Origin of the sequence: Aeromonas sp. PrichA-15, assembly GCF_017939245.1 — a bacterium.
In the GTDB taxonomy this organism is placed as follows: Bacteria; Pseudomonadota; Gammaproteobacteria; order Enterobacterales; family Aeromonadaceae; genus Aeromonas; species Aeromonas caviae.
This window is the reverse complement of the sequence record NZ_JAGKRH010000331.1, coordinates 1-293: the sequence shown is the minus strand read 5'-3', so window position 1 is coordinate 293 and position 293 is coordinate 1. Positions and strand designations below refer to the sequence as shown.

Below are 293 nucleotides of genomic sequence, written 5' to 3'. Positions count from 1 at the left end.
GACGTTGCTCAACCCCTTACGACGCAAGATAAAACAGGTCAGCGCCGATGGTGCGTATGACACCAAGGCCTGTCATGCGCTACTGAAGAAGAAGGGGGCGAAAGCCACCATACCGCCGAGAAAAAATGCGGCACCGTGGGAGGAAGACCATCCCCGCAACGAGGCGGTGACGGCGCTCAAGGCCGGTGAACTGAAGCAATGGAAGAAAGACTCCGGCTATCACCAGCGCTCGATAGCCGAGACCGCCATGTACCGGTTCAAGCAACTCATCGGGCCAACGCTGAGCCTGCGGA

1 protein-coding gene is annotated in these 293 nt (G+C 58.7%); it reads left to right on the top strand.

Annotation, left to right across the window (positions count from 1 at the left end; genetic code table 11):
* Positions 1-293, top strand: a 293-nt coding sequence (locus J9889_RS24760) for a transposase (protein ID WP_210558344.1), incomplete at both ends; no start/stop codon positions are given.